At 54.5% G+C, this 22,976-nt stretch carries 29 protein-coding genes; 2 read left to right on the top strand and 27 right to left on the bottom strand.

Going from position 1 to position 22,976, the window contains the following annotated elements; all coding sequences use genetic code 11:
• Position 1: 1 nt before the first annotated feature.
• The 17 genes from rpsS to fkpA all read right to left on the bottom strand — a co-directional run bounded on the left by rpsS (position 2) and on the right by fkpA (position 11,827).
• Entirely contained in the window at positions 2 to 280 is a 279-nt protein-coding gene (rpsS, locus tag M495_RS22490; RefSeq protein WP_004929772.1) for a 30S ribosomal protein S19, read from the bottom strand.
• A 14-nt stretch (positions 281 to 294) separates the two neighbouring features.
• A complete protein-coding gene (rplB, locus tag M495_RS22495; protein ID WP_020837243.1) occupies positions 295 to 1,119 on the bottom strand; it encodes a 50S ribosomal protein L2 in 825 nt (274 codons plus the stop codon).
• 18 nt (positions 1,120 to 1,137) lie between these two features.
• Positions 1,138 to 1,440, bottom strand: a complete 303-nt coding sequence (rplW, locus tag M495_RS22500; protein ID WP_004951179.1) for a 50S ribosomal protein L23 — start codon at positions 1,438 to 1,440, stop codon at positions 1,138 to 1,140.
• The gene (gene rplD, locus M495_RS22505; protein WP_004929779.1) at positions 1,437 to 2,042 is read right to left on the bottom strand and encodes a 50S ribosomal protein L4; all 606 of its coding nucleotides are present in this window, start codon (positions 2,040 to 2,042) and stop codon (positions 1,437 to 1,439) included. Before rplD ends, rplW begins: the two co-directional genes overlap by 4 nt.
• 10 nt (positions 2,043 to 2,052) lie before the next feature.
• Positions 2,053 to 2,682 (bottom strand): 50S ribosomal protein L3, encoded by a 630-nt coding sequence (rplC, locus tag M495_RS22510; RefSeq protein ID WP_020837245.1) that lies wholly within the window; start codon positions 2,680 to 2,682, stop codon positions 2,053 to 2,055.
• Positions 2,683 to 2,714: 32 nt separating this feature from the next.
• Positions 2,715 to 3,026 carry a 30S ribosomal protein S10 gene (gene rpsJ / locus M495_RS22515; RefSeq protein WP_001181005.1) on the bottom strand — a complete coding sequence of 104 codons (312 nt, stop codon included), beginning with the start codon at positions 3,024 to 3,026 and terminating at the stop codon, positions 2,715 to 2,717.
• A 385-nt stretch (positions 3,027 to 3,411) separates the two neighbouring features.
• A complete protein-coding gene (gene bfr, locus M495_RS22520; RefSeq protein ID WP_020837247.1) occupies positions 3,412 to 3,876 on the bottom strand; it encodes a bacterioferritin in 465 nt (154 codons plus the stop codon).
• A gap of 74 nt (positions 3,877 to 3,950) precedes the next feature.
• Complete coding sequence (gene bfd, locus M495_RS22525) at positions 3,951 to 4,145, bottom strand: bacterioferritin-associated ferredoxin (protein ID WP_013814795.1); 195 nt, start codon at positions 4,143 to 4,145, stop codon at positions 3,951 to 3,953.
• Positions 4,146 to 4,275: 130 nt separating this feature from the next.
• Complete coding sequence (tuf, locus tag M495_RS22530) at positions 4,276 to 5,460, bottom strand: elongation factor Tu (RefSeq protein WP_020828747.1); 1,185 nt, start codon at positions 5,458 to 5,460, stop codon at positions 4,276 to 4,278.
• 70 nt (positions 5,461 to 5,530) lie between these two features.
• Positions 5,531 to 7,645, bottom strand: a complete 2,115-nt coding sequence (gene fusA / locus M495_RS22535) for an elongation factor G (RefSeq protein ID WP_020837250.1) — start codon at positions 7,643 to 7,645, stop codon at positions 5,531 to 5,533.
• A 97-nt stretch (positions 7,646 to 7,742) separates the two neighbouring features.
• Entirely contained in the window at positions 7,743 to 8,213 is a 471-nt protein-coding gene (rpsG, locus tag M495_RS22540; RefSeq protein WP_020837252.1) for a 30S ribosomal protein S7, read from the bottom strand.
• A gap of 96 nt (positions 8,214 to 8,309) precedes the next feature.
• The gene (gene rpsL / locus M495_RS22545; protein WP_004930426.1) at positions 8,310 to 8,684 is read right to left on the bottom strand and encodes a 30S ribosomal protein S12; all 375 of its coding nucleotides are present in this window, start codon (positions 8,682 to 8,684) and stop codon (positions 8,310 to 8,312) included.
• Between the two features lie 131 nt (positions 8,685 to 8,815).
• Positions 8,816 to 9,103 (bottom strand): sulfurtransferase complex subunit TusB, encoded by a 288-nt coding sequence (gene tusB, locus M495_RS22550; RefSeq protein WP_020837254.1) that lies wholly within the window; start codon positions 9,101 to 9,103, stop codon positions 8,816 to 8,818.
• A 9-nt stretch (positions 9,104 to 9,112) separates the two neighbouring features.
• A complete protein-coding gene (gene tusC / locus M495_RS22555) occupies positions 9,113 to 9,472 on the bottom strand; it encodes a sulfurtransferase complex subunit TusC (protein WP_020837255.1) in 360 nt (119 codons plus the stop codon).
• A gap of 8 nt (positions 9,473 to 9,480) precedes the next feature.
• A complete protein-coding gene (gene tusD, locus M495_RS22560) occupies positions 9,481 to 9,870 on the bottom strand; it encodes a sulfurtransferase complex subunit TusD (protein WP_020837256.1) in 390 nt (129 codons plus the stop codon).
• Positions 9,864 to 10,592: a helix-turn-helix transcriptional regulator gene (locus tag M495_RS22565; RefSeq protein WP_020837257.1), complete on the bottom strand. Its 729-nt coding sequence runs from the start codon at positions 10,590 to 10,592 to the stop codon at positions 9,864 to 9,866. Before M495_RS22565 ends, tusD begins: the two co-directional genes overlap by 7 nt.
• A gap of 401 nt (positions 10,593 to 10,993) precedes the next feature.
• On the bottom strand, positions 10,994 to 11,827 hold the full coding sequence (gene fkpA / locus M495_RS22570; RefSeq protein ID WP_020837258.1) for an FKBP-type peptidyl-prolyl cis-trans isomerase: 834 nt from the start codon (positions 11,825 to 11,827) through the stop codon (positions 10,994 to 10,996).
• Positions 11,828 to 12,197: 370 nt separating this feature from the next.
• Between fkpA and M495_RS22575 the strand changes: the two genes are divergently transcribed.
• Positions 12,198 to 12,425: a SlyX family protein gene (locus M495_RS22575; RefSeq protein ID WP_020837259.1), complete on the top strand. Its 228-nt coding sequence runs from the start codon at positions 12,198 to 12,200 to the stop codon at positions 12,423 to 12,425.
• 60 nt (positions 12,426 to 12,485) lie between these two features.
• On the opposite strand, the gene slyD is transcribed toward M495_RS22575, so the two are convergent.
• The 4 genes from slyD to kefG all read right to left on the bottom strand — a co-directional run bounded on the left by slyD (position 12,486) and on the right by kefG (position 15,784).
• A complete protein-coding gene (slyD, locus tag M495_RS22580) occupies positions 12,486 to 13,082 on the bottom strand; it encodes a peptidylprolyl isomerase (protein WP_020837261.1) in 597 nt (198 codons plus the stop codon).
• Between the two features lie 121 nt (positions 13,083 to 13,203).
• Entirely contained in the window at positions 13,204 to 13,407 is a 204-nt protein-coding gene (locus M495_RS22585; protein ID WP_004951224.1) for a YheV family putative zinc ribbon protein, read from the bottom strand.
• A gap of 14 nt (positions 13,408 to 13,421) precedes the next feature.
• Positions 13,422 to 15,230: a glutathione-regulated potassium-efflux system protein KefB gene (gene kefB, locus M495_RS22590; RefSeq protein ID WP_020837263.1), complete on the bottom strand. Its 1,809-nt coding sequence runs from the start codon at positions 15,228 to 15,230 to the stop codon at positions 13,422 to 13,424.
• Between the two features lie 2 nt (positions 15,231 to 15,232).
• Positions 15,233 to 15,784, bottom strand: a complete 552-nt coding sequence (gene kefG, locus M495_RS22595) for a glutathione-regulated potassium-efflux system ancillary protein KefG (RefSeq protein WP_041415731.1) — start codon at positions 15,782 to 15,784, stop codon at positions 15,233 to 15,235.
• Between the two features lie 133 nt (positions 15,785 to 15,917).
• Here kefG and M495_RS22600 point away from each other — a divergent pair, with 133 nt between their 5' ends.
• On the top strand, positions 15,918 to 17,831 hold the full coding sequence (locus M495_RS22600) for an ABC transporter ATP-binding protein (protein WP_020837266.1): 1,914 nt from the start codon (positions 15,918 to 15,920) through the stop codon (positions 17,829 to 17,831).
• A 31-nt stretch (positions 17,832 to 17,862) separates the two neighbouring features.
• Here M495_RS22600 and tauD read toward each other — a convergent pair whose 3' ends face one another.
• From tauD to M495_RS22630, 6 genes are all read right to left on the bottom strand, one after another.
• Entirely contained in the window at positions 17,863 to 18,711 is an 849-nt protein-coding gene (tauD, locus tag M495_RS22605) for a taurine dioxygenase (RefSeq protein ID WP_020837270.1), read from the bottom strand.
• Complete coding sequence (gene tauC, locus M495_RS22610) at positions 18,708 to 19,544, bottom strand: taurine ABC transporter permease TauC (RefSeq protein ID WP_020837272.1); 837 nt, start codon at positions 19,542 to 19,544, stop codon at positions 18,708 to 18,710. The genes tauD and tauC overlap by 4 nt, the downstream gene beginning before the upstream one ends.
• The gene (tauB, locus tag M495_RS22615; protein ID WP_020837273.1) at positions 19,541 to 20,308 is read right to left on the bottom strand and encodes a taurine ABC transporter ATP-binding subunit; all 768 of its coding nucleotides are present in this window, start codon (positions 20,306 to 20,308) and stop codon (positions 19,541 to 19,543) included. The genes tauC and tauB overlap by 4 nt, the downstream gene beginning before the upstream one ends.
• A gap of 9 nt (positions 20,309 to 20,317) precedes the next feature.
• Complete coding sequence (tauA, locus tag M495_RS22620; RefSeq protein ID WP_020837275.1) at positions 20,318 to 21,313, bottom strand: taurine ABC transporter substrate-binding protein; 996 nt, start codon at positions 21,311 to 21,313, stop codon at positions 20,318 to 20,320.
• A 226-nt stretch (positions 21,314 to 21,539) separates the two neighbouring features.
• The gene (locus tag M495_RS22625) at positions 21,540 to 22,322 is read right to left on the bottom strand and encodes a PhzF family phenazine biosynthesis protein (RefSeq protein ID WP_020837277.1); all 783 of its coding nucleotides are present in this window, start codon (positions 22,320 to 22,322) and stop codon (positions 21,540 to 21,542) included.
• A gap of 10 nt (positions 22,323 to 22,332) precedes the next feature.
• Entirely contained in the window at positions 22,333 to 22,935 is a 603-nt protein-coding gene (locus tag M495_RS22630; protein WP_020837282.1) for a LysE family translocator, read from the bottom strand.
• Positions 22,936 to 22,976: the final 41 nt, after the last annotated feature.

The following is a 22,976-nucleotide window of genomic DNA, read 5'->3' on the forward strand; positions in this document are numbered from 1 at the left end:
CTTAGCGCTTTTTAGCTTTTTTATCAGCCGCATGGCCGCGATAAGTACGAGTCGGCGCGAATTCACCCAGTTTGTGACCGACCATTTCATCGGAAACGAACACTGGTACGTGCTGACGACCATTATGGACAGCGATGGTCAAACCGATCATGTTAGGAAAGATCGTTGAACGACGGGACCAAGTGCGCAAAGGCTTCTTGTCACCGCTTTCCACCGCTTTCTCTACCTTCTTCAGCAAGTGCAGGTCAATAAAAGGACCTTTCTTGAGAGAACGTGGCATGGCTTATCCTCTAATTATTTTTTGCTACGGCGACGTACGATGAACTTATCAGTACGCTTGTTGCTACGGGTCTTCTTACCTTTGGTCTGAACGCCCCACGGGGTTACCGGGTGCTTACCAAAGTTACGACCTTCACCACCACCGTGCGGGTGATCTACCGGGTTCATCGCCGTACCGCGAACGGTAGGACGAACACCACGCCAACGTGCAGCACCTGCTTTACCCAGAACGCGAAGCATATGTTCAGCGTTACCGACTTCACCCAGGGTGGCGCGGCAATCAACTGGAACTTTACGCATTTCGCCTGAGCGCAGACGCAGAGTTACGTAGGAACCATCACGTGCAACGATCTGAACGTAGGCACCAGCAGAACGAGCCATCTGGCCGCCTTTACCTGGTTTCATTTCTACGTTGTGAACCGTTGAACCCACTGGGATGTTGCGCATTGGCAGGGTGTTACCTACCTTGATTGCAGCATCAACGCCAGATTGGATCTGGTCACCAGCTTTCAGGCCTTTCGGCGCCAGGATGTAACGGCGTTCGCCGTCTTTGTACAGAACCAGCGCGATGTTCGCGGAACGGTTCGGATCGTACTCCAGACGCTCAACCACTGCAGCCACACCGTCTTTGTTGCGTTTGAAGTCAACCAGACGATAATGTTGCTTGTGGCCACCACCGATATGACGGGTGGTGATACGGCCATTGTTGTTACGACCACCGCTTTTGCTCAGTTTCTCAAGCAGCGGGGCATAAGGTTTACCCTTGTGCAGCTCAGGGTTAACCACTTTAACAACGTGGCGACGACCCGGAGATGTAGGTTTACATTTAACAATTGCCATTGTTCTTACTCCTCCGACTTACTCTGCGCCGCCGATGAAGTCCAGGTTCTGGCCTTCTTTCAGGGTGACGTAAGCTTTTTTCCAGTCGCTACGACGACCAACACGCTGACCGTGACGTTTCACTTTCCCTTTAACTACCAGGGTGTTCACGTCTTCGACTTCGACTTCAAACAGTTTCTGCACTGCAGCTTTGATTTCTGCTTTGGTCGCGTCTTTGGCAACTTTGAGTACGATGGTGTTGCTTTTTTCCATCGCAGCGGATGCTTTTTCAGATACGTGCGGTGCACGCAGCACTTTCAGCAAACGTTCTTCACGGATCATGCCAGCATCTCCTCAACTTGCTTCACAGCATCAGCAGTCATAACCACTTTGTCGAAGGCGATCAGGCTAACCGGGTCGATACCTGCTACATCGCGCACGTCAACCTTGTACAGGTTGCGAGCAGCCAGGAACAGATTCTCATCCAGTTCACCGGTCACGATCAGCACATCTTCCAGAGCCATATCTTTCAGTTTCTGTGCCAGCAGCTTAGTTTTAGGCGCTTCTACAGAGAACTTCTCGACAACGATCAGACGATCTTGACGTACCAGTTCGGACAGGATGCTTTTCAGCGCGCCGCGGTACATCTTTTTGTTTACTTTCTGACTGTGGTCCTGAGGCTTAGCAGCAAAGGTCACGCCACCTGAACGCCAGATCGGGCTCTTTACAGAACCTGAACGCGCACGGCCGGTACCTTTCTGGCGCCACGGTTTTTTACCGGAACCAGTCACTTCAGCGCGGGTCTTCTGAGCACGGGTACCTTGACGGGCACCTGCTGCATAAGCAACAACAACCTGGTGTACCAGCGCTTCGTTGAAATCACGACCGAAGGTAGTTTCGGAAACAGTCAGCGCGCTTTGCGCGTCTTTCAATACTAATTCCATTGCTATCCCCTTACGCCTTCACAGCTGGTTTAACGATCAGGTTGCCACCGGTTGCGCCCGGTACAGCACCCTTAACCAGCAGCAGGTTGCGCTCAGCGTCAACACGTACTACGTCCAGGCTTTGAACGGTTACACGCTCGTCACCCAGGTGGCCAGCCATTTTCTTGCCTTTGAACACTTTGCCCGGAGTCTGGTTCTGACCGATAGAACCCGGAACGCGGTGAGACAAGGAGTTACCGTGGGTAGCGTCTTGGGTACGGAAGTTCCAGCGCTTAACTGTGCCAGCAAAACCTTTACCTTTAGAAGTACCGGTAACATCGACTTTTTTAACTTCAGCGAAGATTTCTACGCTGATGTTTTGACCTGCAGTGAACTCTTCACCTTCTGCAAGGCGGAATTCCCACAGACCACGGCCAGCTTCAACGCCAGCTTTAGCGAAATGGCCCGCTTCCGGTTTGGTCACACGGTTAGCTTTTTTGCTACCAGTGGTAACCTGAACGGCACGGTACCCGTCGTTTTCCAGGTCTTTAACCTGAGTCACGCGGTTCGCTTCAATTTCAATCACGGTTACTGGGATAGAAACGCCATCTTCAGTGAAGATACGAGTCATGCCCACTTTTTTACCGACTAAACCAATCATTGTTTCAACCTCTCAATCGCTCAATGACCTGATTAACCCAGGCTGATCTGCACGTCTACACCGGCAGCCAGATCCAGACGCATCAGAGCATCAACGGTTTTCTCGGTTGGCTCAACGATGTCAACCAGACGCTTGTGAGTGCGAATCTCGTACTGATCACGCGCGTCTTTGTTAACGTGCGGAGAGATCAGAACGGTAAAGCGCTCTTTGCGAGTTGGCAGCGGGATCGGACCACGGACTTGCGCACCAGTGCGCTTTGCAGTCTCGACGATTTCCGCGGTTGATTGATCGATAAGACGATGATCAAACGCTTTCAGGCGGATACGGATTCTTTGGTTCTGCATGAGACCAGAGCTCCAATTATTTATAAACGTAAATAATTACTCCTCACACCCATTTCGATTGATGGGGGAGTGTAATCGTCAACATATAACCCCCATATCGGGAGTATTGTTCGAAGAGCAGAAAGTCCTGCCTATCGACTGATTCGCTAAAATCAGGCTTACCAAGATTAGGTAAGCCCGCGCATTATACGCAAAACAGAGCGAGAAGCAAGGCACAGATGGAAATATGCTCAGGATATCGGCATTTTTTACCGGCGGGTAACTAACGGGTGAAAACCGAGGGGGAAATTCGTCGGGATTAGGGTAAAGCTTTTTCGCTGCTCCCCGGCCCTGCCGGAGAAACTCATGCCGGCAGGAGAACATCGTTGTAAAAGGTATTTATTGCCTACAACTGAGCTTGGACATAGTTCTGGATACCCAGACGCGCTATCAAATCCAGTTCAGTTTCCAGCCAGTCGATATGTTCTTCTTCATCGGCAAGAATTTCTATCATCAGGTCACGGCTGACATAGTCATGGATAGAATCAGCATAGGCGATGCCTTCACGCAGATTCTTGGCGCCATCCAATTCCAGGGCCAGGTCCGAACGCAACATTTCTTCGATATCTTCGCCAATGTTCAGCTTGCCGAGATCCTGCAAATTCGGAAGGCCTTCCAGAAACAGGATACGCTCGATATAACGATCGGCATGCTTCATTTCGTCGATCGACTCGTGGTATTCCTTTTCATTGAGGCGTGTTAGCCCCCAGTTCTTGAACATTCGGGCGTGCAGGAAATATTGATTGATGGCAACCAGCTCGTTACCGAGCAGTTTGTTGAGATGAGCAATGATCTTTTTATCGCCTTTCATAGGTAAATCCTCCTGGCCAGTTCTAAAAGTGTAGAAGCTGTAAGCCAAGAGTCAAAAAATAACCTTACCTTTAGTTAGGCAACTTCGTGCATTGGGATAATGGTTCCGCTTTCCTCCACCATAATCTGTCTTGCCTGACGAATGCACTTTCCGCAATCGGTACCAATCGGCACAAGTTCACGCAGTTGTTTCATGGTATGCGGGTTGTGCTGACGCACGGCTTTACGGATCGCTTTGTCAGTCACGGCATTACACAGACATACGTACATAAGAGACTCACTTCTTAACCAATTCTGTAAGTCTAAATAGGAATGCTTTTTATTTCAATTAAGATTTGAGAAAATTGCATAAAAAAAGGGCACCGAAGTGCCCTCTTTTGTGTCGAAAAATTATTCGCGATTAAGCGATAACTTTAGCAACAACACCAGCGCCAACAGTACGGCCGCCTTCACGGATTGCGAAACGCAGACCGTCGTCCATCGCGATTGGGTGGATCAGGGTAACAACCATGTTCACGTTGTCACCTGGCATTACCATTTCAACGCCTTCTGGCAGTTCGATGGTACCGGTCACGTCAGTTGTACGGAAGTAGAACTGTGGACGGTAGCCTTTGAAGAATGGAGTATGACGACCACCTTCTTCTTTGCTCAGGATGTACACTTCTGAGTCGAACTTGGTGTGTGGCTTGATTGAACCTGGTTTAGCCAGTACCTGACCACGTTCGATGTCTTCACGCTTGATACCACGCAGCAGAACACCAACGTTCTCACCAGCACGGCCTTCGTCCAGCAGTTTGCGGAACATTTCAACGCCAGTACAGGTAGACTTAACGGTGTCTTTGATACCAACGATTTCAACTTCTTCGCCAACTTTAACGATACCGCGCTCAACACGACCGGTAACAACGGTACCACGACCGGAGATGGAGAAGACGTCTTCGATTGGCAGCAGGAACGGCTTGTCGATAGCACGCTCTGGTTCTGGGATGTAAGAATCCAGGTAACCGGCCAGCTCGATGATTTTAGCTTCCCACTCAGCTTCGCCTTCCAGTGCTTTCAGCGCTGAACCACGAACAACCGGCAGGTCATCACCAGGGAAGTCGTAAGCAGACAGAAGTTCACGAACTTCCATTTCTACCAGTTCCAGCAGCTCTTCATCATCAACCATGTCGCATTTGTTCATGAATACGATGATGAAAGGAACGCCAACCTGACGACCCAGCAGGATGTGCTCACGGGTCTGAGGCATTGGGCCGTCAGTCGCAGCAACAACCAGGATAGCGCCGTCCATCTGAGCAGCACCGGTGATCATGTTTTTAACGTAGTCGGCGTGCCCTGGGCAGTCAACGTGCGCGTAGTGACGAGTCGGGGTGTCATACTCAACGTGAGAAGTGTTGATGGTGATACCACGAGCTTTTTCTTCTGGCGCGTTATCGATCTGGTCGAAAGCACGTGCAGAACCGCCGTAGGTTTTAGCCAGAACGGTGGTGATTGCTGCAGTCAGGGTAGTTTTACCGTGGTCAACGTGGCCGATAGTACCAACGTTAACGTGCGGTTTGGAACGTTCAAATTTTTCTTTAGACACGGCTATATTCCTTACTCTTATGCTCTCCCCTCATGGAGAGAGCACTGATCAATGTGTTAAACCCGAAAGCTTATTTACCACGGGCTTCAATAACGGCCTGAGCGACGTTGTTCGGCGCATCATCGTACTTCAGGAACTCCATGGAGTAAGAAGCACGGCCTTTGGTCAGAGAACGCAGTTGAGTTGCGTATCCGAACATCTCGGACAACGGAACTTCAGCGTGAATCTGAACGCCAGTAGCGTTGGATTCCTGACCTTTCAGTTGACCACGACGACGGCTAAGGTCACCGATGACGTCACCAGTGTTCTCTTCCGGCGTTTCAACTTCAACCTTCATGATAGGCTCAAGCAAAACAGGTTTTGCTTTCTTAAAGCCATCTTTAAAGGCGATAGAAGCGGCCAGTTTAAACGCCAATTCGGAGGAGTCAACATCGTGGAAAGAACCGAAATGCAGACGCACACCGAGATCAACTACCGGATAACCAGCCAGTGGACCAGACTTAAGCTGCTCCTGGAGGCCTTTATCAATGGCAGGGATGTATTCCGTTGGGATCACACCACCTTTAATGTCATTGATGAACTCATAACCTTTCGGATTTGAGCCCGGCTCCAGTGGGTACATGTCGATCACAACGTGACCATACTGACCACGACCACCAGACTGCTTGGCGTGTTTACCTTCGATATCGGTAACTTTCGCGCGAATCGCTTCACGGTAAGCAACCTGAGGTTTACCCACGTTAGCTTCAACGTTGAATTCACGCTTCATGCGGTCAACCAGGATATCCAGGTGAAGTTCACCCATACCTGCGATGATAGTCTGACCTGATTCTTCGTCAGTCCATACGCGGAATGATGGGTCTTCCTTCGCCAGACGGCCCAGAGCCAGACCCATTTTTTCCTGGTCAGCTTTGGTTTTTGGTTCAACTGCAACGGAGATTACCGGCTCAGGGAACTCCATACGCTCCAGAATGATCACGTGGTTTGGATCACACAGAGTGTCACCGGTAGTCACGTCTTTCAGACCGATTGCTGCAGCGATGTCGCCCGCACGAACTTCTTTGATCTCTTCACGCTTGTTAGCGTGCATCTGAACGATACGGCCCAGACGCTCACGAGCAGCCTTCACTGAGTTCAGAACGGTGTCACCGGAGTTAACGATACCGGAGTACACGCGGAAGAAGGTCAGGTTACCCACGAATGGGTCGGTAGCAATTTTAAATGCCAGAGCAGCAAACGGCTCTTCATCGCTAGCGTGACGCTCAGCCGGAGTATCTTTACCGTCGTCCAGGATACCGTTGATTGCAGGGACGTCAATTGGGGATGGCAGGTAATCAATTACCGCATCCAGCATCGCCTGCACACCTTTGTTTTTAAAGGCGGAACCACAGGTAACCAAGATGATTTCGTTGTTCAGCACGCGCTGACGCAGAGCAGTCTTGATTTCTTCCTCGGTCAGCTCTTCGCCGCCCAGGTATTTGTCCATCAGCTCATCTGAAGCTTCAGCTGCAGATTCAACCAGGTTCTGGCGCCATTCTTCAGCCAGCTCTTGCATGTCAGCAGGGATGTCTTCGTATTCGAAGGTCACGCCAGCATCAGCTTCGTTCCAGTTGATCGCTTTCATTTTCACCAGGTCAACAACACCGGTGAATTTCTCTTCTGCGCCGATAGCCAGCTGCAATGGCACTGGATTCGCGCCCAGACGAGATTTGATCTGACCAACAACTTTCAGGAAGTTAGCACCCATGCGGTCCATTTTGTTAACGAACGCGATGCGTGGAACTTTGTATTTGTTAGCCTGACGCCATACAGTTTCAGACTGAGGCTGAACACCACCTACAGCACAGTAAACCATTACAGCGCCATCAAGAACACGCATGGAACGTTCTACTTCGATGGTGAAGTCAACGTGTCCTGGGGTGTCGATGATGTTTACGCGGTGCGGCTCAAACTGCTTGGCCATACCAGACCAGAAAGCAGTAGTCGCTGCAGAAGTGATGGTAATACCACGCTCCTGCTCCTGTTCCATCCAGTCCATGGTGGCAGCGCCGTCATGAACTTCACCGATTTTGTGGTTTACACCGGTGTAGAACAGAATACGTTCGGTAGTGGTCGTCTTACCGGCGTCGATGTGGGCGCTGATACCGATATTACGGTAGCGCTCAATGGGTGTTGTACGAGCCATTTGATTCCTCTATTGCCTTAGGCGTTCAAGTTCGGTTAACCCAAGCGGGTTGGCTTCTTGAAGCGCCCGCTTGGTTAGCATAACTACTGCGTGGCAATTACCAGCGGTAGTGGGCGAACGCCTTGTTAGCTTCGGCCATACGGTGAACGTCTTCACGCTTCTTAACAGCAGAACCTTTGTTCTCAACTGCATCAGAAAGCTCGTTCGCCAGGCGCAGAGCCATGGATTTATCACCGCGTTTACGAGCAGCATCAACGATCCAACGCATTGCCAGAGCATTACGACGGACCGGGCGAACTTCAACTGGCACCTGATAAGTAGAACCACCAACGCGGCGAGACTTAACTTCTACAGTCGGGCGAACGTTGTCGAGGGCTACTTCGAAAGCTTCCAGGTAATCTTTACCAGAACGCTGAGCCAGGGTCTCCAGCGCGGTATAGACGATTGCTTCTGCAGTAGATTTTTTACCATCTACCATCAGGATGTTTACAAATTTGGCCAACAGTTCGGATCCGAACTTAGGATCTGGCAGGATTTTACGTTGGCCGATTACGCGACGACGTGGCATGGAAATACTCCGTTGTTAATTCAGGATTGTCCAAAACTCTACGAGTTTATTTTGACATTAAAGTGAAAATGTTTGGCCTTACTTAACGGAGAACCATTAAGCCTTTGGCTTCTTCACGCCGTACTTGGAACGAGCTTGCTTACGGTCTTTAACACCGGAGCAGTCAAGTGCACCACGAACGGTGTGGTAACGCACACCTGGCAAGTCTTTTACACGACCGCCACGGATCAGGATCACGGAGTGTTCCTGCAGGTTATGACCTTCACCGCCGATGTAGGAGGTAACTTCAAAACCGTTAGTCAAACGCACACGGCATACTTTACGCAGTGCGGAGTTTGGTTTCTTAGGAGTGGTGGTATATACGCGAGTACATACGCCACGTTTCTGCGGGCAGGCTTCCAGCGCTGGAACGTTGCTTTTAGCAGCCTTCACAGAGCGTGGTTTGCGTACCAGCTGATTAATTGTTGCCATTAAAAAGCTCCTGGTTTTTGCTTCGTAAACACGTGATAAATCCCCTCGTATGCACTACTGGCAAAGTACGAGGACGCAGAATTTTATGGCTGAGTAGTAGAGGTGTCAAGAAATATACAACATCACTCTCATCACCAGGCCATTTGGCTGCGATGTTTTTCGGTTAATTCAACGAAGTGATTATAGCCGACGACAGTGATTTTGTGTGAAAAATGACCAGACACCCCTCTGGCATCCAGGTCGTTCTGCAGCGCATAAAGGGATATGGGGGCATTGAGCAGCAATTCAAGGTGCACGCTACCGGCCAGACCGGCCAGCACGCCATCCTGCAACAGCAACAGGTCATCACCCGGTGCGGTCAAACGCAGCAGCGCGGGCAAATCACATTGAGTGGGGGAACGGCTAAGGGTATACAGCATCAGGATTTCCTAAAATGTCATCACCACGTCATAGCTGGCCAGTTGGCGACTCAGCGCATCCGGTGCCAAAATCTCGGCGTCCAACACCCAGTCGGTCACCTGACTCAGGCCGCGTTCCTGTAGCGATGCCTGGCAAAGATAACACTGTTCAACGTCATACAGCGGCAGCACACCAAAGGTGGCAATGTAATTGCGCGCCAGAATTTTTTCCGGTTGCTGCCCCGGCATGATCTGCAACACGCCGTCACCGATAAAAAACACGCCCAGATCTTCGCTCAGTGCCGAAGTGGCTAACAACGCATCCAGACCTTCCCTGCCGCTGGCGCTGCCGTGTGGACTCTGGGTAAAAACAAAAGCGACTCGTTTCATAAACTCTCTCAGAACTGCACCAGGCGGTCACAGCTCAGCGAAGCCTCCGCCAGCGAGCCCAGCCCGCTAAGGGTAAAACCCGGCTGAAGATTGGCGCTGGGCAATCCTTGCTGTGCGGCTTCCTGCTCATCGGTCACACCGCGCCGCAGCGCCGCAGCCACGCAGACGTTGAGCTCAATGCCATGCTGCTGTGCCAACTGCACCCAACCCCGTACCAAATCAAATTCGTCGCTGGCCGGTGCAGTCAGTTGATTGGCGTTCAACACCCCTTCACGGTAAAAAAACACGCTGGAGAGGCGGTGTCCCTTGGCCAGCAAAGCCTGCGCGAACTGATAGGCGCTGCTGGCCTGTTGAGTGCCGTAAGCCGGACCGGTGACCAAAAGGCAGTAATTCAGCATCCGCGCTCAGTTCCCAACAGATCGCCGCTTTTGAACTGGCGGATGTACAGATACACGGTGTGTTTTGAGATATTCAGACGGTCCGCCACCTGATTAATGGCGTCCTTGATATCAAAAATACCCTTCTCATAGAGATTCAGCACTACCTGGCGGTTTTTGGCATTGTTGGAGACATTACGATCGGCATTAACTTCCTCAATGGTAAACTCCAGCGTCTGTGCCACCAGATCGTCAACGGAAGACGCAAAGTTGACCGAGGGTGCCACATCCTGAGTTTCCGGCGGCATAAAGGTCTGCATCACCTGGGAGAAAGGCACGTCGAGGTTCATGTTGATACACAACAAACCGATCACCCGCTGCTCACGATTGCGGATGGCGATAGTCACCGACTTCATCAACACGCCGCTCTTGGCACGGGTAAAATAGGCCTTGGACACGCTGCTGTCATCGCCGGCCATGTCATGCAACATGCGCAGCGCGAGGTCAGTGATCGGCGAACCGATCTGCCGCCCGGTATGCTCACCGTTCGCAATCCGTACCGCCGAACATTTCAAATCTTCCAAAGCATGCAGCACGATTTCACAGTGCCCGCCGATCAACATCGCCAGGCCGTCAACAACCGCTTCGTAAGACTTCAGGATTTCATGATCCGTCTGAGTAAACGGACGTTCATTCAGCAAATCAAGTTCGCTGGCTTCGCTGGATAAAAGCGAATTAGACATCGAAAATACCACCCTCAAAGATCGCCTGTGCCAGGGGGCGCAGCTAAAACTGCTCGTGCGGGTTCCTTTCCACAGGCGGCACACCCTTGAAGTTACGCGGGATGGGCTGGCTGATATCAGTCTGAAACAGCACGACGAGCGTCCGCAGGCCGAGATGACCAGGAACAGTTTTAGGTACACGCCCTAAGGGGCAGGCGCATGACTCATAAGTCCGGATTATTAGTCTAGCAAAACAGCCAGAGTAAAGTCCTTGCGTTTGCGCGTGGTATTGACGTTAAGCCCGATGCCCGGCAGGCGTCAAGCGATCAGTGGGCAGGAAGCGAAAGTTAGCGCTGATTTGGCGGATTAAAATGAACACCGCCGCGAGGGAAGCTCGCGGCGGTGTGGGGACTCAGACAGGCTTATTGCGCTTTGGCGTCTGCCGCTGCGTCAGCCGGCTTCTCAGCCTTGGCATCCGCTTTAGGAGCGGCTTTCACATCCAGCAGTTCAACGTCGAACACCAGTGTGGAGTTAGCCGGGATACCCGGAACGCCAGTTTTACCGTAGGCCAGCGCCGGTGGAATAACCAGCTTGATTTTGCCGCCTTTCTTGATGTGTTTCAGGCCTTCGGTCCAACCTGGGATCACGCCGTCCAGACGGAATGACAGTGGCTCACCACGGGTGTAGGAGTTATCAAACTCGGTGCCGTCAGTCAGGGTGCCTTTGTAGTTTACTACAACGGTATCGCTGTCTTTAGGCGCAGAACCGGTACCTGGCTTCTCTACCTGATACAGCAGGCCGGACTCGGTTTTCTTCACGCCTTTTTCTTTCGCGAAGGTATCGCGGTACTTGGTGCCTTTCGCTTCGTTATCTTTCGCGTCCTGCTCCATCTTCGCCTGAGCGGAAGCCTTCACGCGCGCTTCAAAGCTCTGCAGAGTTTTTTCGATATCTGCGTCGTTCAGCTTGCTCTTGTTGGCGAAAGCGTCCTGAACGCCTGAGATCAGCTGGTCTTTGTCCAGTTTAATACCCAGTTTTTCTTGCTCTTTCAGCGAGTTGTCCATGTAACGGCCCAGGGATGCGCCCAGTGCGTAAGCCGCTTGCTCGTCATCGTTCTTGAACTTGCCGGTGCTTGGTGCTGCGTCTGCGGCTTTCGCTGCTTCTGCCGGTTTAGCTGCATCGGCAGCCATGACCTGGGTCGCATTCAAAGCAAAAGCCATGGTGGTTGCCAGAAGCGTGACTTTAAACAAAGATTTCATCCATTTCTCCAGTGTCTGAAGCGGTGCCCCAAACAATCATTAAGTAAGATAACCGGGCTACTATAGCTGTCCGAAACAAAACAAAACAGTCACACAGGTAACCAATCGAGTCAAAGTGTGACTCCAGCTTTAAACAGAAGTTTCGTTTAATGTGCTACCCGTATGATAAGTCAGATTTTTCCTGCGCCCGTGGTATCCACAGTAACAAAAACCGCCACACCGAGCGCTCTATTTTTCAGCACTTTACACAGTGCACCGGCGTTTTCCGTCTGCCCCCGCACATAGCGGGGTGAAATAGCGCAGCGCAAAGCCGCCGGCAGCTGTTACCATAGCGTCAGATTCAGGATTTAACCGCGTCAGAGGTAGCATCATGCACAACGCCGATATCCAAAGCCTGTTACTGCGGCTTGAAGAACTGGAAAGTCGTCAGGCCTTTCAGGAAGTCACTATTGAAGAGCTCAATCAGACCGTGGTGAAACACCAGCTTGAAATGCTGAAATTGCAGGATCACCTGCGCGTGCTGACCGACAAGCTGCGTTCGACCCAAACGTCGATGATTGCGTCGCAGTCGGAAGAAACACCGCCGCCACATTATTGATAAGCCATAAAAAAGGGCAGCCTGAGGGCCGCCCTTTTTTTTGCCGTTACTGCGCTGCGATTAGTGGCAGCCGCAACCGCCGTTACCACAACCGCCTTTCTTGGCCTGACCGTGATCATGCGCGTGGTCATGGTCGTGATCGTGGCCATGGCCGCCGCAGCAACCTTCACCGTGTTCGTGGTGATGATCGTGCTCGCCGTGTACGTGGCCGTGCGCCAATTCTTCAGCGGTAGCTTCGCGGATCGCGACAACTTCTACGTTGAAGTTCAGGTTCTGACCAGCCAGCATGTGGTTACCGTCAACCACTACGTGATCGCCGTCCACTTCGGTGATTTCGACCGGCACTGGGCCCTGATCGGTGTCAGCCAGGAAACGCATGCCAACTTCCAACTCGTCAACGCCCATAAAGACGTCTTTCGGCACGCGCTGCACCAGGTTTTCGTCGTAGTTGCCGTACGCATCGTTAGCGCCAACGTTAACGTCAAAACGATCGCCCGCTTCGTGGCCTTCGAGTGCTTTTTCCAGACCTGCGATCAGAGAACCATGCCCGTGCAGATAGTCCAGCGGCGCACTCACCGGAGACTCATCAACCAACACACCGTCTTCTGTACGTACTTGATAAGCCAGGCTGACCACCAAGTCTTTTGCTACTTTCATGATATCTCCTACCGTTGGATACTTGGACGCAGCCGTCATGAGGCCGCGCCTTTACCGGACAGATTGTATCGGAAATCTGCCCCGCTGTACCCTTCAGCATAAAAAAACGCGCTCGATAACGCTATTCCGGATGGAAAATACCGATCACCTGCTCCTGCGGCCGAACGTGCTTTTCCACCTGCTGTTCGGTCTGCCGCTGATGATGGCCGCACTTGACGCACTCCACCACTTCGACCTGGTCTTCACGCCAAACGGCCAGCGTATCCATAGCCTTACAGCTTGGGCAGACCGCCCCGGCGATAAATCTTTTCCGTGTTGCAGACATCTCAGTGCTCCAAATTATTCGTATTCATCCCAGCCGTCGAACTGGCGACTCTCTTTTTGCATTTCCCGGTGGAAAAGTTCTTCCAGCTCGCGCCGCGCTTCCTTCACGCGGGAAATTTGCGCCACATCACCGTGATGCGGCGGCATCAGCTCACGCAACATCCGCATATCCAATCGACGGAAGTGCTGCTGTGCGCGATAGGCCTGATGAGGATGCATGCCCAGTTCCATCAGTGCCTTGCGCCCCAGTTCCAGCGCACTGGAAAAAGTTTCGCGACTGAACTGCTTGACCCCTGCCTGCAACAACTCATGCGCTTCCACACGGCCGCGCGCCCGCGCCAAAATACTCAGCTCGGGAAAATGCTGCTGGCACAGGCGGACAATTTCCATGGTGTCTTCCGGCTCATTACAGGTGATCACAATCGACTTGGCCTTCGCCGCGCCGGCCGCACGCAGCAGTTCCAGCTCGGTGGCGTCACCGTAATACACCTTATAACCATAGCGCCGCAGTACGCCGACGGCGCTGACATCGCGCTCCAGGACGGTAATACGCATCTTGTTGGCCATCAGCAGGCGGCCGATCACCTGACCAAAACGTCCGAAGCCCACGATGATCACCTGCGGATCGTCGTCTTCCACATACGGGGTCTCTTCGTCCTCATCCCGGGCGTTATAACGGCGCACCAGGATGCGATCGATAATCTGCATCAGCAGCGGCGTAGTCATCATCGACAGGGTCACCACCACCAGCAACAGCGCAAGCTGATCGGGCTGCAACACCTTCTGCGCCCCCGCCGCCGAAAACAGCACGAAGGCAAACTCTCCGCCCTGACTGAGTACCCCGGCAAACTGCAAGCGCACTGAGCTGCGCAGGCCGAAAATGCGCGACAGCGAGTACAGCACCCCTGACTTAATCGCCACCAACAGCACCACGCCCAGCAGCACTTCGGCCAGATGGGTATAGAGTACGCCGATATTCAGCGCCATGCCCACCGAGATAAAAAACAGCCCCAGCAGCAGCCCTTTGAAAGGCTCGATGGAGATTTCCAGCTCGTGGCGATATTCGCTTTCGGCCAGCAGCACGCCGGCGATAAAGGTCCCTAGCGCCATAGAAAGACCAAGGGCGTCCATAAACATCGCCGCCCCCAGCACCACCAGCAGGGCGGCAGCGGTGAAAATTTCGCGAACTCCGGAAGAGGCGATATAGCGAAACAGCGGACGCAGCAAGTACCGTCCGCCGATCAGCATGCCGCCGAATGCTGCCACCTTGAGTGCAATTTGTGCCCAATCGTCGCTGCTGCCGCCGGCACCGGCCAGGATCGGGATCAGCGCCAACGCCGGGATCACCGCCATATCCTGGAACAGCAGCACCGAGAACCCCAACTGACCGCCTTCGTTGCGGTTCATGCCCTTCTCGCGCATCAGTTGCAGCGCCATCGCGGTTGAGGACATCGCCAGCCCGATACCGCCAATCACGGCGGCCTGCCAGGCAAAATGCGTCAGATAAAGCAGCGCGCCCAGCACGGCGGCGGTGATCAGCACTTGCCCGGCACCGACGCCAAAGATTGAGCGCCTGAGTTCCCACAGCTTGCTCGGGTTCAGTTCCAGCCCGATGATAAACATCAGGAACACCACGCCCAATTCGGAAAAGTGCAGGATCTCGTCGACGTCGCGAATGAAACCCAATCCCCAGGGGCCAATGGCAATACCGGCAATCAGGTAACCCAGCACCGCGCCAATCCCCAGGCGTCGGGCAATCGGCACCGTGACCACGGCGGCGAACAGAAACAGTAAAATTGCGGTCAGTAACGTTGAGCCTTCCATGTTTACCTTCCTCCGTGCGGCAACGGGTTACGCAGCCAGTCGCCATACGCCGTGGCATGGTTTTCCAGCACTTCCGGCTTTTGACGGCGCGCCCAATACACCAGCATCGGCGTCAGCCAGTGCATATGACACATGGCGGCGGTCAACTCAAACGGCCGCAGAATATCTTCCATCGGGTAGCGGTTATAACCGCCGGTACGATAGGCCCCCTCCGGTTCCCCGGTGGTGATCACCGAACGCCAATACTTTCCCGCCAGCGCATTGCCGCCCATGCCGCTGGCAAAACCACGCGACAGCACGCGGTCCAGCCACTCTTTCAACAGGGCCGGACAACTGTAGGTATAGAGAGGATGTTGAAAAACAATGACCTGATGTTCACGCAGCAGTTGTTGTTCGTGGTGAATATCGATAAAAAAATCAGGATAGTGCGCGTATAAATCGTGCACGGTGACATGTTCCAACTGCTGTGCCGGTCGAAGCAAAACCCGATTCGCGACCGAGTCCTGGGATTCCGGATGGGCATACAGCAGCAAGACCTTGGGCGGCTGCGACATCATTCCCCTCCAAAGCGTCGTCAGGGTAGCGGTTTTCCGTTACCATGCTCCGCAAAGACTAATAATAGGACAGTCTGTGTCCTGTTAACTTAGAATCCATTCAATTTAACATACTCTGAACATACGGCGCTTTATGATTGTATTCTCCTCGCTACAAATCCGACGCGGCACCCGCGTCCTGCTGGACAACGCCACGGCGACGGTTAATCCAGGTCAGAAGGTCGGCCTGGTGGGTAAAAACGGCTGTGGCAAATCTACGCTGCTGGCCTTGCTAAAGGGTGAGATGGCCGCAGACGGCGGCAGCTACACCTTTCCAAGCAACTGGGCCCTGGCCTGGGTAAACCAGGAAACGCCGGCGCTCGACGTGCCGGCACTTGAGTATGTTATCGACGGCGACCGCGAATTCCGCCAGCTTGAAGCCGACCTGCAGCTGGCAAACGACAAAAACGACGGCCACGCCATCGCCACGCTGCACGGCAAGCTGGATGCCATCGACGCCTGGACCATACGCTCCCGCGCCGCCAGCCTGCTGCACGGCCTGGGGTTCTCCAACGAACAGCTGCTAAATCCAGTCAGAGCCTTCTCGGGCGGCTGGCGTATGCGCCTGAACCTGGCGCAGGCGCTGGTGTGCCGTTCTGATCTGCTGCTGCTCGACGAACCGACCAACCACCTGGATTTGGACGCGGTGATCTGGCTGGAGCGCTGGTTGAAAGGCTACCCTGGCACGCTGGTGCTGATTTCGCATGACCGCGACTTCCTGGATCCGATCGTCGATAAAATTCTGCATATCGAACAAGAGACCATCAACGAATACACCGGCAACTACTCCTCGTTCGAACGTCAGCGTTCGACCAAGCTGGCCCAGCAGCAGTCGCTGTACCTGAACCAGCAAGAGAAAGTGGCGCATCTGCAAAGCTATATTGACCGCTTCCGCGCGCAGGCCACCAAGGCCAAGCAGGCGCAGAGCCGTATCAAGATGCTCGAACGCATGGAACTGATCGCCCCGGCCCACGTGGATAACCCGTTCAGCTTCAGCTTCCGCCAGCCGGAAAGCTTGCCAAACCCGCTGCTGCGTATGGAGAAGGTCAGTGCCGGCTACGGCGACAAGGTGATCCTGAACTCGATCAAGCTGAATCTGGTGCCCGGCTCACGCATTGGCTTACTGGGCCGTAACGGCGCCGGCAAATCGACCCTGATCAAAATGCTGGCCGGTTCGCTTGAACCGTTGAGCGGTGAAATTGGCCTGGCAAAGGGCATTAAACTGGGTTACTTCGCCCAGCATCAGTTGGAATTCCTGCGGGCCGATGAATCGCCTCTGCAGCACCTGAGCCGCATCGCCCCACGTGTGCTGGAACAACAGCTGCGCGATTACCTTGGCGGCTTTGGTTTCCAGGGCGATAAGGTCACTGAAGCCACCGAGCGGTTCTCTGGCGGCGAGAAAGCGCGGCTGGTATTGGCGCTGATCGTCTGGCAGCGCCCCAACCTGCTGCTGCTCGATGAACCGACCAACCACCTGGATCTGGACATGCGTCAGGCGCTGACCGAAGCGCTGATCGATTTCGAGGGTGCGTTGGTGGTGGTCTCGCACGACCGTCACCTGTTGCGCTCTACCACGGACGATCTCTATCTGGTGCATGATGGCCAGGTGGAAGTGTTCGAAGGCGATCTGGACGACTATCAGCAATGGCTGAGCGACCTGCAACGTCAGGAAAACCAGCAGGACGCCCCGGAGAAAGAGAACAACGGCAACAGTGCGCAGGCACGTAAAGACCAGAAGCGTCGCGAAGCCGAGTTCCGCAGCCAGACTCAGCCACTGCGCAAGCAAATTGCCAAGCTGGAACAACAGATGGAAAAACTGGGCGCCGAACTGGCGGCGGTAGAAGAGAAGCTGGCGGACTCCGCGCTGTACGACATCAGCCGCAAGGCCGATCTGACTCTCTGCCTACAGCAACAAAGTCAGGCCAAGTCCGCCTTGGAAGAAACGGAAATGACCTGGCTGGATGCGCAGGAGCAGTTGGAACGCTTTACGCAAGAGTTCGAATCCTAAGGGCTACGGGGCGGCCTGCCGCCCCTGCATGTCACCCCTTGTAAAAGGGTTTATCCCCCAAGATGGTCGCACGGTGCATAATGCGCCGCTGTGGCAGATAATCCGCGTTGGCGTAATGTTGCGTCACGCGGTTATCCCAAATGGCGATGTCATTTTCCTGCCAGCGCCAGCGCACCTGGAACTCCGGCTTGGTAATGTGAGCAAACAGGAAGTTCAGCAGCGCGTCACTTTCCTTCGGTGCCAAATCAACAATTCTGGTCGTGAAACCTTCGTTGACGAACAGCGCCTGCCGGCCGCTGACCGGGTGGGTACGTACCACCGGGTGCAACAGCGGTGGGTTTTTCTGTACCGCCAACTGCCAGCGCTGATGTTCCTCTTCGCTGCCGCGGTGCTTGTATTCCGGGAATGATTTGGTGAAGTCATGCTCCGCCTGCAGGCCCGCCAACAACTGCTTAAAAGGGGCAGACAAGGCTTCATAAGCTGCGATACCGCTGGCCCACAGCGTATCACCGCCGGTGGTAGGCAGTGTTTTCGCGGCCAAAATCGCCCCCAGCGGTGGGTTTTCGATAAAGGTCACGTCGGTATGCCAGTTATCGTTGTCCGGCGGATTATTGTCATGGGTATCCAGCACGATAATCTCTTTCACATCGGCGGCTTGCGGGTAAACCGGATGGATGTGCAGATCGCCAAAGCGGCCGGCCAAATTACGCTGTTGCAACGGCGTGATCGGCTGATTGCGCAAGAACAGCACCTGATGTTTGAGCAACGCGTGGTAGAGCTGCTCGAATTGACCGTCGCCCAGCGGGCGCGCCAAATCAACATTCTCCACCAGCGCACCGATATAAGGCCCCAACGGGGTGATACTCAAACGTTCGTTCATTGCTGTACTCCATGCCACGGGGTCAATCGGCGCTGCAAGGCACGCAGCCCCAGTTCCAGCCCAAATGCAATAATCGCAATCACACCGATACCGGCCAGCACCACATCGGTGGCCAAAAACTCTCCGGCGGATTGCACCATAAATCCCAGACCGCGCGTGGCGGCAATCAGTTCTGCTGCGACCAGCGTCGACCAGCCGACCCCCAGCCCAATACGGATACCGGTTAAAATCTCCGGCAAGGCGCTCGGCAGCACCACAAAACGCAGCACCTGCCAGCGGTTGGCGCCCAGCGCGCGCGCCGCGCGCACCCGAACCTGAGCCACGCTACGCACTCCCGCCACGGCGGACAGCGTCACCGGGGCGAAAATCGCCAGATAAATCAGCAGGATCTTCGAAGTTTCACCGATGCCGAACCAAATCACCATCAGCGGTAAATAGGCCAGCGGCGGCACCGGGCGATAAATTTCAATCAGCGGATCGAGAATGCCGCGTACCGTATCGTTCAGCCCCATGGCAATACCCACCGGCACCCCGATAATCACCGCGGCCAGCAACGCAACCAGGATGCGCCCCAGGCTGGCGGCCAGATGCTGCCATAGCGTGGCATCCATAAAACCCTGCGGGCTGGCTATGGTGATCAACTGATGCAGCACCTGCTGCGGCGCCGGCAAGAACAACGGGCTGATCAGGTTCAACGCGGTCACGCCCCACCAAATAGCCAGCACCACCAACAGGGTGGTGCTGCTCAACCAGACGTTGCGTGGCACGCTAAAGCGTCGCGGTGCCGCAGCCTTCGGCTGGGCAACCTCTTTAAGGGCAGAATGCAGGCTCATAACAAGGCCTCACGCTGTTGGAAGACTTTACCCAGCACGTATTCGCGCTGGGCGATAAATTCAGGATCAGACTTGATCGAACGGCAAGGCTCACCGTCGGCATAGCGTTGGCCGAAATTCAGCGCCAGACGCTCCACCACCTGCCCCGGCCCCGGCGACAGCAGCAGCAGCTCACTGGCAAGGAACACCGCCTCTTCAATATCGTGGGTAATCAACAACACCTGCTTGCCGGTATCCCGCCAGATGGTCAGCAGCAGTTCCTGCATTTGTTCACGGGTGAAAGCATCCAATGCACCGAACGGCTCATCCAGCAACAGCAAACGCGGATTGGCCGCCAGTGCGCGAGCTATGCCCACGCGCTGGCGCATGCCACCGGAAAGCTGCCAGATGAAGTGCTGATCATAACCGGCCAAACCGACGCGCTGTAACATCTGCAGCGCCACTTCACGACGCTGCGGCTTGCCGACCCCGGCCAGCTGCAAGCCAAATTCGACGTTATCCACCACGTTACGCCACGGCAGTAAACCTTCATGCTGGAACACCACGCCCCGCTCGGCTCCGGGGCCTTTTACGGGAACTTCGTCAAGCGTGATGCTGCCAGCTGAAGGCTCGATAAACCCGGCGATCAAATTCAGCAGCGTGGTTTTGCCACAGCCCGAAGGGCCAAGCACCACCACCAGTTGTCCAGCGTCAATCTGGAACGAGACGTCGCGCAGCGCAGGACGCCCCTGGTACTCTGCTGAAAGATGGTTAACGTTTAGCATTCTGCTCCCTTACGACTGCGGCGCAGCCTGCACCTGTTTCACAAAGCGATCGGTGACATAGGCACTGTAATCGCTGTCGACCTGGGGAATTTTGCCCTGCTGTTTGAGGAACTCGGCGGTGTCATGAATGGCTTTGTCCACCGGCTGACCAAGCTGGGTGATCTGTTCGGCGACCGGCAGGTAAGTATTGCCCTGCACCAGCACCGGTATCTGCTCTTCCGGCACGCCGCTCAACCGGGACAGCGTGCTGAGGTTGCCCTTGTCCTTCAGCCACTGTTCCGGCTGCGCCAAATAGGCTTTTTGGGCGTTCAGTGCGCTGGCGGCAAAGGCCGTCACCACTTCAGGATGCTTCTCGGCAAAGTCCTTGCGCACTACCCAAACGTCGAGCGTCGGGGCGCCCCATTGTCCGACCTGGGCGGAATCCGTCAGCACCTTGCCCTGTTTGGCCAACTCATTGACCACCGGAGCCCAAACATAGGCGCCATCGATATCACCGCGCTGCCAGGCCGCGGCGATGGCCGGCGGTTGCAGATTGAGGATTTTGACCTGCTCTGGCTTGATACCCCAGTGCTTCAGAGAAGCCAACAGGCTGTAGTGCGTGGTTGAGATAAAGGGTACGGCGATGCGCTTACCGATCAGATCCTGCGGGCTTTTAATCTCTTTTTTCACCACCAGCGCTTCGGAACTGCCGAGCTGGGAGGCGATCAAAAACACTTCGATAGGCAGTTTTTGGCTGGCGGCCACCGCCAATGGGCTGGAACCGATGTTGCCAATCTGGACATCCCCGGAAGCCAATGCGCGCAGCACGCTGGAGCCACTGTCGAATTTGCGCCAGTCAACGGTAGCGCCGGACTGTTTGGCGAAGCTGTTTTCCGCCTGCGCCACCTTGGCGGGTTCCGCCGAAGTCTGGTAGGCCACGGTCACGTCCACCGCATAGGCGCTGGCTGTGCCGAGTGACAACGCCAGTAGTACCGCGCTGCGTAATGCAAAGAGTTTGCTCGCCATGATCGCTCCGTTGATAAAAGTCTGTTCAGTTGCTGACAGTTTTATCCGAGCGTTGGCGAGCTATAAAAGAATAAAAAACTCTGCGTTATTACTTATGGGAATATTTAATCAAATCATCCCGATGTGGCGGAATCCCTCCAGGGAATCTTTTAGGGGCCCGCGTCAGTGTTCTCACATTAAGATAAAAAGTCACGGGCGGTGGCTGGTTGAAACGAACCCCATCTGCTTACAGGCTCAGTTCGCCACGCAAAAAAATCTGCGCATAGCCGCCTATCAGGGTACGGTCGCCTTTCAGTTCGCAGAACAGCTCACCGCCGCGCGCCGAAATCTGCCGCGCGTGTAATTGATGGCGGCCGAGACGGGCGCTCCAGTAAGGCATCAACGTGCAGTGTGCAGAGCCGGTAACCGGATCCTCACCGCCGTCCAGCGTGAAATAGCGCGAAACGAAATCCACCGTTTCGCCCGGTGCGCTGGCGATCACCGCGCGCCCGGCCAAAGTAATCAACGCCGGGATATCCGGCTGCAACGCTCGCACCTGCGCTTCGTTTTCCAGCACCACCAGCAGCGCATTGGCTTGCCACACTTCCTGCGGTTCAACGCCCAATAGCGCGCTCAGCCCGGCAGGCGTCGCGATTTTTTGCGGCGGTCGGGACGGAAAATCCAGGATCAAGCGTTCGCCATCTTCGGCGTCGCGCTTAACGTACAAATCACCGCTTGCCGAACGGAAACGGATATCCTGCAACGCCGGATTGACCGCGCTGAACATCACGTGCGCCGCCGCCAGCGTGCCGTGGCCGCACAGATCCACCTCACGATGGGGAGTAAACCAGCGAATGGCCGACATATCGCCATCGTCCCAGACGAAGCTGGTTTCAGGCAGGCTCAGCTCATTGGCGATCGCTTGCATCTCGGCGGTCGACAACGGCTGTTTCAGCAGGCATACGCCGGCCGGATTGCCGCGAAGCCCTTCGCCGGTGAAGGCCACTACGTGGAAGTAATTTTCTGCCATCTGCAACTCCTTAATGCCAGATGAGTAACACACAGGCCGCCGTCAGCAGCCCCATAGACAGATTAAAGATGATCCAGGCCTTTTTGCTGCGTAACAGGCGGCCAATCACCGTGCCGAAGCCGAGCCAAATCACCCCGGCAACGATATTCACCACCAAAATGCCCAGCGAGATCGCCACAATCGACGTGTTGTACCTGTCGCCTGCCAGGCTAAAACTGGCCACCGCCCCCAGCGCCATCAGCCAGGCCTTGGGATTAAGGAACTGCAACAGCCAGCCCTGATACAAGCGTATCGGTTTGGGCGGCGCCACGTCGGTCTCCAGCTTTTCATAGGCGGCAGTGGCCACTTTCCACGCCAGCCATAACAGGTACAGGCTGCCGAGGATTTTCAGCACCAGGTGCAGCGCAGGATAAACCAGGATCAGGCTGCCGACCCCGAACGCCACCAGCAGCAAAATACTTTGCATCCCCAGCATGATGCCTATCATCAACAGCAGCGAGCGCATAAAACCAAAATTGGCGCCGGAGGTGGTCAGCAACATATTATTAGGGCCTGGCGTGATTGCGGCGACCCACAGGAAGCCTAACATCGAAAGAAATAAACTCGGTTCCATGAGGTGGGTGCTCCTCACCCAGGGTGATTTTTTGCAGTATT

This window comes from Serratia liquefaciens ATCC 27592 (assembly GCF_000422085.1).
Lineage (GTDB): Bacteria > Pseudomonadota > Gammaproteobacteria > Enterobacterales > Enterobacteriaceae > Serratia > Serratia liquefaciens.

Excerpts from the sequence above, each read along its gene's own strand:
- fusA (WP_020837250.1), bottom strand. The coding sequence starts at position 7,645 with ATGGCTCGTACAACACCCATTGAGCGCTACCGTAATATCGGTATCAGC.
- tauA (WP_020837275.1), bottom strand. The coding sequence starts at position 21,313 with ATGGCGAGCAAACTCTTTGCATTACGCAGCGCGGTACTACTGGCGTTG.
- rpsL (WP_004930426.1), bottom strand. The coding sequence starts at position 8,684 with ATGGCAACAATTAATCAGCTGGTACGCAAACCACGCTCTGTGAAGGCT.
- tauD (WP_020837270.1), bottom strand. The coding sequence starts at position 18,711 with ATGAACGAACGTTTGAGTATCACCCCGTTGGGGCCTTATATCGGTGCG.
- M495_RS22625 (WP_020837277.1), bottom strand. The coding sequence starts at position 22,322 with ATGGCAGAAAATTACTTCCACGTAGTGGCCTTCACCGGCGAAGGGCTT.
- tusD (WP_020837256.1), bottom strand. The coding sequence starts at position 9,870 with ATGCTGAATTACTGCCTTTTGGTCACCGGTCCGGCTTACGGCACTCAA.
- tusB (WP_020837254.1), bottom strand. The coding sequence starts at position 9,103 with ATGCTGTATACCCTTAGCCGTTCCCCCACTCAATGTGATTTGCCCGCG.
- M495_RS22630 (WP_020837282.1), bottom strand. The coding sequence starts at position 22,935 with ATGGAACCGAGTTTATTTCTTTCGATGTTAGGCTTCCTGTGGGTCGCC.
- rplD (WP_004929779.1), bottom strand. The coding sequence starts at position 2,042 with ATGGAATTAGTATTGAAAGACGCGCAAAGCGCGCTGACTGTTTCCGAA.
- M495_RS22565 (WP_020837257.1), bottom strand. The coding sequence starts at position 10,592 with ATGTCTAATTCGCTTTTATCCAGCGAAGCCAGCGAACTTGATTTGCTG.
- tauC (WP_020837272.1), bottom strand. The coding sequence starts at position 19,544 with ATGAGCCTGCATTCTGCCCTTAAAGAGGTTGCCCAGCCGAAGGCTGCG.
- rplC (WP_020837245.1), bottom strand. The coding sequence starts at position 2,682 with ATGATTGGTTTAGTCGGTAAAAAAGTGGGCATGACTCGTATCTTCACT.
- M495_RS22600 (WP_020837266.1), top strand. The coding sequence starts at position 15,918 with ATGATTGTATTCTCCTCGCTACAAATCCGACGCGGCACCCGCGTCCTG.
- fkpA (WP_020837258.1), bottom strand. The coding sequence starts at position 11,827 with ATGAAATCTTTGTTTAAAGTCACGCTTCTGGCAACCACCATGGCTTTT.
- rplB (WP_020837243.1), bottom strand. The coding sequence starts at position 1,119 with ATGGCAATTGTTAAATGTAAACCTACATCTCCGGGTCGTCGCCACGTT.
- rpsJ (WP_001181005.1), bottom strand. The coding sequence starts at position 3,026 with ATGCAGAACCAAAGAATCCGTATCCGCCTGAAAGCGTTTGATCATCGT.
- bfr (WP_020837247.1), bottom strand. The coding sequence starts at position 3,876 with ATGAAAGGCGATAAAAAGATCATTGCTCATCTCAACAAACTGCTCGGT.
- tauB (WP_020837273.1), bottom strand. The coding sequence starts at position 20,308 with ATGCTAAACGTTAACCATCTTTCAGCAGAGTACCAGGGGCGTCCTGCG.
- rpsG (WP_020837252.1), bottom strand. The coding sequence starts at position 8,213 with ATGCCACGTCGTCGCGTAATCGGCCAACGTAAAATCCTGCCAGATCCT.
- tusC (WP_020837255.1), bottom strand. The coding sequence starts at position 9,472 with ATGAAACGAGTCGCTTTTGTTTTTACCCAGAGTCCACACGGCAGCGCC.
- rplW (WP_004951179.1), bottom strand. The coding sequence starts at position 1,440 with ATGATCCGTGAAGAACGTTTGCTGAAAGTGCTGCGTGCACCGCACGTA.
- M495_RS22575 (WP_020837259.1), top strand. The coding sequence starts at position 12,198 with ATGCACAACGCCGATATCCAAAGCCTGTTACTGCGGCTTGAAGAACTG.
- bfd (WP_013814795.1), bottom strand. The coding sequence starts at position 4,145 with ATGTACGTATGTCTGTGTAATGCCGTGACTGACAAAGCGATCCGTAAA.
- rpsS (WP_004929772.1), bottom strand. The coding sequence starts at position 280 with ATGCCACGTTCTCTCAAGAAAGGTCCTTTTATTGACCTGCACTTGCTG.
- kefG (WP_041415731.1), bottom strand. The coding sequence starts at position 15,784 with ATGTCGCAGCCGCCCAAGGTCTTGCTGCTGTATGCCCATCCGGAATCC.
- kefB (WP_020837263.1), bottom strand. The coding sequence starts at position 15,230 with ATGGAAGGCTCAACGTTACTGACCGCAATTTTACTGTTTCTGTTCGCC.
- M495_RS22585 (WP_004951224.1), bottom strand. The coding sequence starts at position 13,407 with ATGTCTGCAACACGGAAAAGATTTATCGCCGGGGCGGTCTGCCCAAGC.
- slyD (WP_020837261.1), bottom strand. The coding sequence starts at position 13,082 with ATGAAAGTAGCAAAAGACTTGGTGGTCAGCCTGGCTTATCAAGTACGT.